This window comes from Streptomyces populi, assembly GCF_002911015.1.
Lineage (GTDB): Bacteria > Actinomycetota > Actinomycetes > Streptomycetales > Streptomycetaceae > Streptomyces > Streptomyces populi.
Genome location: NZ_KZ626843.1, coordinates 175,280 through 182,208, shown reverse-complemented (window position 1 = coordinate 182,208; position 6,929 = coordinate 175,280). Strand labels below are relative to the sequence as shown.

Annotated in this window: 4 protein-coding genes and 1 pseudogene; 4 read left to right on the top strand and 1 reads right to left on the bottom strand. The window is 72.6% G+C overall.

Annotated features, from left to right (window positions below; all coding sequences use genetic code 11):
* From CW362_RS44325 to CW362_RS04020, 4 genes and pseudogenes are all read left to right on the top strand, one after another.
* Positions 1 to 145: pseudogene (locus CW362_RS44325) on the top strand (twin-arginine translocase TatA/TatE family subunit); the annotation flags it as partial.
* Between the two features lie 47 nt (positions 146 to 192).
* Positions 193 to 1,140, top strand: a complete 948-nt coding sequence (gene tatC / locus CW362_RS04030; RefSeq protein WP_206300853.1) for a twin-arginine translocase subunit TatC — start codon at positions 193 to 195, stop codon at positions 1,138 to 1,140.
* 30 nt (positions 1,141 to 1,170) lie between these two features.
* Entirely contained in the window at positions 1,171 to 2,061 is an 891-nt protein-coding gene (locus CW362_RS04025) for a diacylglycerol kinase (RefSeq protein ID WP_103547925.1), read from the top strand.
* A 40-nt stretch (positions 2,062 to 2,101) separates the two neighbouring features.
* Entirely contained in the window at positions 2,102 to 4,963 is a 2,862-nt protein-coding gene (locus tag CW362_RS04020; protein ID WP_103547924.1) for a DEAD/DEAH box helicase, read from the top strand.
* A 201-nt stretch (positions 4,964 to 5,164) separates the two neighbouring features.
* Here CW362_RS04020 and atzF read toward each other — a convergent pair whose 3' ends face one another.
* Positions 5,165 to 6,829 carry an allophanate hydrolase gene (atzF, locus tag CW362_RS04015; RefSeq protein ID WP_103547923.1) on the bottom strand — a complete coding sequence of 555 codons (1,665 nt, stop codon included), beginning with the start codon at positions 6,827 to 6,829 and terminating at the stop codon, positions 5,165 to 5,167.
* Positions 6,830 to 6,929: the final 100 nt, after the last annotated feature.

Below are 6,929 nucleotides of genomic sequence, written 5' to 3'. Positions count from 1 at the left end.
GAAGGAGGAGGGCGGCGCCCCGGCCCCGGCGGCCCAGCCCGCCGCCGACGAGCAGCCCCCGGCTCAGCGCACGATCCAGGCCGCCCCCGGCGACGTGACCAGCTCGCGCCCGGTCAACGAGCCGACGGACACGACCCAGCGCTGACGCAGGGCCGGTCGAATCCGGCCCGCCGCACGAGATGAGGATGTGGGTTGCTCAAGTCTGCCCGCAACACGGAGAAGGACCCTGAGGGGCGGATGCCCCTCGCGGACCATCTTCGCGAGCTCCGCAACCGGCTCGCGAAGGCGGTGCTGGCCATCGTCCTCGTGACGATCGTCGCTGCCTTCTACTACAACGACATCATCAACTTCTTCACCGAGCCGGTCCTGAACTCCGTCGGGTGCCCCGAGACGTTCGCCGAACTGGCGAAGCAGCCCAAGAACCACCAGTGCGCGCAGATCACCATCAACGGTCTGCTCGCCCCGTTCACCCTGGCGCTGAAGGTCTCCCTGATGGCGGGCGTCGTGCTCGCCTCGCCGGTCTGGCTCTACCAGCTCTGGGCGTTCGTCGCCCCGGGTCTGCACAAGAGTGAGAAGAAGTACGCGTACGCGTTCGTCGGCACCGGCGTCCCGCTGTTCTTCGGCGGAGCGTTCTTCGCCTACAAGGTGCTGCCCACCACGGCGAAGGTCCTGATGGAGTTCACGCCGTCCGGCGTGAACAACCTCCTGCCGCTGGACGACCTGCTCGACCTGGTCACGCGCATGGTGGTGGTCTTCGGCCTCTCCTTCGAGCTGCCGCTGCTCCTGGTGATGCTCAACCTCACGGGCATCCTCACCGGCCGGCGCATGCTCGGCTGGTGGCGCGGCATGATCATCGGCATCACGGTCTTCGCCGCGGTCGCCACCCCCAGCACCGACCCGCTGACGATGCTCGCGCTCGCCGGACCGATCTGGATCCTGTACTTCGGCGCGGTCGTCTTCTCGCTGCTCAACGACCGGCGCAAGCGCCGGCGTGACGAGTCCGGGCCCGCCGACGACGAGGCCTCCGATCTCGACCTCACTCCCGAGGACATCGGCGACGTCGAGAACGTGAGTACCGCCCGGACCCTTCCGGAGCAGGCGACCAGGGACCGGGTCAACGGTTATGACGACGTGACCTGACGACGCCCCGGGACCTCGTAAGGTCACCCTGTGACCAGCGAGATCACCCTCTTCGTCAACCCCACCGCGGGCCGCGGCCGGGGCGCCCGAGCGGCGCTGCCGGCCGCTTCCGCATTGCGCGCCGCGGGATTCTCCGTCGAGACGGTCCAGGGCGAGGACACGGCGGACGCCCTCGCGCGGGCCCGAGAGGCGGTCGCCGGCGGTACCGGCGCCCTCGTCGCGGTCGGCGGGGACGGCATGGCGAACCTGGCCCTCCAGGCCGTCGCCGGGACCCGTACCCCCTTCGGCCTGGTCGCCGCCGGGACCGGCAACGACTTCGCGCGGGCCCTCGGGCTGCCCGTGAGCGACCCGGCGGCGGCGGGACGGATGATCGCCGAGGCGCTGAAGGGCGAGAGGCTGCGCGAGGTCGACCTGGGCCGGGTGAACGGCACCTGGTTCGGCACCGTCCTCGCCTCCGGGTTCGACTCCCGGGTCAACGACCGCGGGAACCGGATGCGCCTGCCCGTCGGCCGCTTCAAGTACGACGTCGCCATGGTCGCCGAACTGGCCGCCTTCCGGCCCCTCCCGTACCGCATCACGCTGGACGGCGGGGAGACGCTGGAGACCGAGGCGACGCTCGTGGCCGTCGGCAACGGGCCGTCGTACGGCGGCGGCATGAAGATCTGCCCCGGCGCGAGCCTCGGTGACGGGCTGTTCGACATCACCGTCGTCGGTGACTGCAGCCGCGCGACGCTGCTCAAGATCTTCCCCCGGGTCTACCGGGGCACCCACGTCGGCCATCCCGTGGTGAGCGTGCACCGGGCGTCCCGCGTCGAACTCCTCGCCGAGGGCGTCACCGGCTACGCGGACGGGGAGCCGCTCGGGCCGCTGCCGCTGACCGCGGAGTGCATACGGGCAGCCGTGCGCGTCGCACTTCCCTGAGCTGCGGGGATCCGGGGTTTCACGGCCGCTGATCCGGATAATGATCGTCCTTGTGTCAGTGCCTCCCGGTAGTCTCGAAAGCACGATGACAGAGGACCTCTCACCGGCCGAGCGGTATGCGGCGTCGCGCAGGCGCGCTGCCGAGCAGGCCACCGCGCTCGCGTCCTTCCGCGAGATGTACGACTTCGGCCTCGACCCCTTCCAGATCGAGGCCTGCCAGGCGCTCGAGGCGGGCAAGGGTGTGCTGGTGGCCGCGCCCACCGGCTCGGGCAAGACGATCGTCGGCGAGTTCGCCGTCCACCTCGCCCTCCAGCAGGGCAAGAAGTGCTTCTACACCACGCCGATCAAGGCGCTCTCCAACCAGAAGTACGCCGACCTGTGCCGCCGCTACGGCGCGGACAAGGTCGGCCTGCTCACCGGCGACAACAGCGTCAACTCCGAGGCACCGGTGGTCGTCATGACCACCGAGGTGCTGCGGAACATGCTGTACGCGGGCTCGAACACCCTCCTCGGGCTCGGCTACGTGGTGATGGACGAGGTGCACTACCTCTCCGACCGCTTCCGCGGCGCCGTCTGGGAGGAAGTGATCATCCACCTCCAGGAGTCGGTGACCCTGGTGTCGCTGTCGGCGACCGTGTCGAACGCGGAGGAGTTCGGTGACTGGCTGGACACCGTGCGCGGTGACACCCAGGTGATCGTCTCCGAGCACCGGCCCGTCCCGCTGTTCCAGCACGTGCTGGCCGGGCGCCGGATGTACGACCTCTTCGAGGAGGGCGAGGGCCAGCGCAAGGCGGTCAACCCCGACCTCACGCGCATGGCGCGCATGGAGGCGAGTCGTCCGTCGTACCAGGACCGCAGACGGGGCCGCGCGATGCGCGAGGCCGACCGCGAGCGTGAGCGCAGACAGCGCTCGCGGATCTGGACGCCGGGCCGGCCCGAGGTCATCGAGCGGCTCGACGCCGAGGGGCTGCTGCCCGCCATCACGTTCATCTTCAGCCGCGCCGCCTGCGAGGCCGCCGTGCAGCAGTGCCTGTACGCCGGTCTGCGGCTGAACGACGACGCGGCCCGTGCGCGGGTGCGCGAGCTCGTCGAGGAGCGCACCGCCTCCATCCCGGACGAGGACCTGCACGTCCTCGGCTACTTCGAGTGGCTGGAGGGCCTGGAGCGCGGCATCGCCGCCCATCACGCGGGCATGCTGCCGACCTTCAAGGAGGTCGTCGAGGAACTGTTCGTCCGCGGCCTGGTCAAGGCCGTCTTCGCGACGGAGACCCTCGCGCTCGGCATCAACATGCCGGCCCGCTCGGTGGTCCTGGAGAAGCTCGTCAAGTGGAACGGCGAGCAGCACGCCGACATCACACCCGGCGAGTACACTCAGCTGACCGGCCGGGCAGGCCGCCGCGGCATCGACGTCGAGGGCCACGCGGTCGTGCTGTGGCAGCGCGGCTTCAGTCCCGAGCACCTCGCCGGACTCGCCGGCACCCGCACCTATCCGCTGCGCTCCAGCTTCAAGCCGTCGTACAACATGGCCGTGAACCTGGTCGAGCAGTTCGGCCGGCACCGCTCGCGCGAGCTGCTGGAGACGTCGTTCGCGCAGTTCCAGGCCGACAAGTCGGTCGTCGGGATCTCCCGGCAGGTGCAGCGCAACGAGGAGGGCCTCGAGGGCTACAAGGAGTCGATGACCTGCCACCTCGGGGACTTCGACGCGTACATGGGGCTGCGTCGCGAACTGAAGGACCGCGAGACCGAACTGGCCCGGCAGGGGGTGTCGCAGCGGCGTGCCGAGGCGGCCGTCGCGCTGGAGAAGCTGAAGCCCGGTGACGTGATCCACGTGCCCACCGGCAAGTACGCGGGACTCGCGCTGGTGCTGGACCCGGGGCTGCCCGCGGGCCGGTCGAACGGCCACCGGGGCTTCGAGCAGCACGACGGTCCGCGCCCGCTGGTGCTGACCGCCGAACGCCAGGTCAAGAGGCTGGCCTCGATGGACTTCCCGGTGCCGGTCGAGGCGCTCGACCGGATGCGGATCCCCAAGTCGTTCAACCCGCGTTCGCCGCAGTCCCGTCGGGACCTCGCGTCCGCCCTGCGCACCAGGGCCGGGCACATCGTCCCGGACCGGCACCGCAAGCGGCGCTCCGAGGCCGCCGACGACCGTGAGATCGCCCGGCTGCGCACCGCGATCCGCGCGCACCCCTGCCACGGCTGCAACGACCGCGAGGACCACGCCCGTTGGGCCGAGCGCTACCACCGGCTCAAGCGGGACACCTCGCAGCTGGAGCGCCGTATCGAGGGCCGGACGAACACCATCGCCCGCACCTTCGACCGGATCGTCGCCCTGCTCACCGAGCTGGACTATCTGCGCGGCGACGAGGTCACCGAGCACGGCAAGCGGCTCGCCCGGCTGTACGGCGAACTCGACCTGCTGGCCAGTGAATGCCTGCGCGCCGGCGTCTGGGACGGGCTCTCCCCGGCGGAACTGGCCGCCTGCGTCTCGGCGTTGGTGTACGAGTCGCGGATGGCCGACGACGCGATGGCGCCGAAGGTGCCCTCGGGCAAGGCCAAGGCCGCGCTCGGCGAGATGGTGCGGATCTGGGGCCGGCTGGACGCGCTGGAGGAGGACTTCCGGATCAACCAGACGGAGGGCGTGGGCCAGCGCGAGCCGGACCTCGGCTTCGCCTGGGCCGCCCACGAGTGGGCGTCCGGCAAGGGCCTGGACGAGGTGCTGCGCGAGGCCGAGATGCCCGCCGGTGACTTCGTGCGCTGGTGCAAGCAGGTCATCGACGTCCTCGGCCAGATCGCGGCCGCGGCGCCCGTTTCGGGCGGCGAGAGGTCGACGGTCGCGAAGAACGCCCGCAAGGCGGTCGACGCCCTGCTGCGCGGGGTGGTGGCCTACTCGTCGGTGGGCTGACCGGCGACGGCCCGGCCGCCACCGGCTCCGGGCCGGAGGCGGCCCGCACCCCGCGCTCGTCGTGGCGTGCGGCGCCGGGCGGACAGGCCGGCCGGCGGCGGCCCGCACCCGGCCTGCGGTGTGTCCGGCCGTCACCGCCCTCGACGGCTCCGGCGGGCGGCCGCCCGTGCCACCCGCCGATGCCCGGTCCGTGGGCTGCCGTCAGCCTGACCGCCGGTCGTCGAGGTACGCGCGCCAGCCGCCGTGCCGTGTGATGTCGGGGGCGTCCTTCAACGCGCCGGGTTCGCACAGGAACCCGGGCACGTGGGTGCCGTCGGCCAGTTCGACGCTGCCCAGGACCATCGGGCGGGGGAGCGCCGCCAGCAGGCGTCCGAGGCTGTCCGCGGGCAGGCTCCACACCTCGGCCTCGACGGCGGCGCCGCCCGCGCCGACATGGACGAGACCCGGCTTCGGCGGGCTGGTGTCCAGGGCGTGCAGCCGGTAGACGGGGGCGGTGGTGGTCGTACGGTCGAGGCGGGCGCCCAGGGACAGCAACTGCGTGTTGAGCGGCTGGCCGGACAGGTGCGCCCCCACCACGGCGAGGCTCGTCCCCGGTTCCAGCGAGCGGGCGATCCGTGCGAGCCGTTCGTCGGTGAACGCACGTCCGATCAGCATCACGCCGAAGGGAAGTCCCGCGGGTGTCCGCCCGGCCGGGACGGCGACGGCCGCCAGGTCGAAGAGGTTCGTGGAGTTGGTGAAGCGGCCCAGGCGGGCGTTGGCGCCCAGCGGGTCGGCGGCGACCTCGGCGAGCGTGGGATGGCCGGGCGTGGTGGGCAGGAGCAGTGCGTCGGCGTCGGCCAGTTCGGCGAGCGCCCGGGCTCGCAAGGAGGCCAGCCGCTCCTGGTCGGCGTACAGCTGGTGGGCCGGGATGTCCCGGGCGCGGGTGATGATCCCGGCGACGGTCGGGTCGAGCCCGGCACCTCCCTCGGAGATCAGTTTGTCGATGAAGCTCCCCACCGCCGTGTAGCGCTCGGCGACGAAGGCGCCCTCGTAGAGCATCGCGGCGGCCTCGGTGAACGGGGTGAGGTCGAGGGTGCGCACGTCGGCCCCGGCCGCGACGAGCCGGCGCACCGCCGCCTCGTAGGCCTGGGCCCAGCCCTCGTCCAGTTCGCCGAGCTGTGCCGTCGGCGGGACGGCGACGCGCCAGGGGCCGGGCGCGCGCTGTGCCAGGGGCGGGAGTTCGCGTGCGGCGGGGGAGGCCAGGTGGGCGAGGGCCTGTTCGGCCTCCGGGAGGGTGCGGGCGAACACGGTGACGCAGTCCAGGGAGGCGCAGGCCGGGACGACGCCGGTGGTCGGCACCAGGCCCCGGGTCGGTTTGAGACCGACGATGCCGTTGAACGCGGCGGGCACCCGCCCGGAGCCGGCGGTGTCGGTGCCGAGGGCGAGGTCGGCGATGCCGAGGGCCACCGCGACGGCCGATCCGGAGCTGGAGCCGCCGCTGATCCGCTCCGGGTCGAGGGCGCCCCGGACGGCACCGTAGGGAGAGCGGGTGCCGACCAGGCCGGTGGCGAACTGGTCGAGGTTGGTGGTGCCGAGCACGACGGCCCCGGCCGCGCGCAGGCGGGCGACCGCGGGCGCGTCGGCTTCCGGGGGGTAGGCGTAGGCCGGGCATCCGGCGGTGGTGGGCAGGCCGGCCACGTCGATGTTGCCCTTCACGGCGAGGAGCCTGCCGGCGAGCGGGAGGTGCTCGCCGGCGGCGATCCGTTCGTCCACGGCGCGGGCCTCGCTCTCGGCCTGTGCCCGGGGGCGCAGGCCGATCCAGATCTCGGGCCGGTCCACGGCCTCGATACGGGCGTACGCCAGGCGGACTCGGGTGAGGGCGGACATCGGGACTCCTCGTGACGGAGGTCGTGCGCGGGCGGAGACGGGGGGCGGGACGGAGGCCGTGGCCGGACCGGTGCGGGGGAGACGGGGCGAGCGGGCGGGG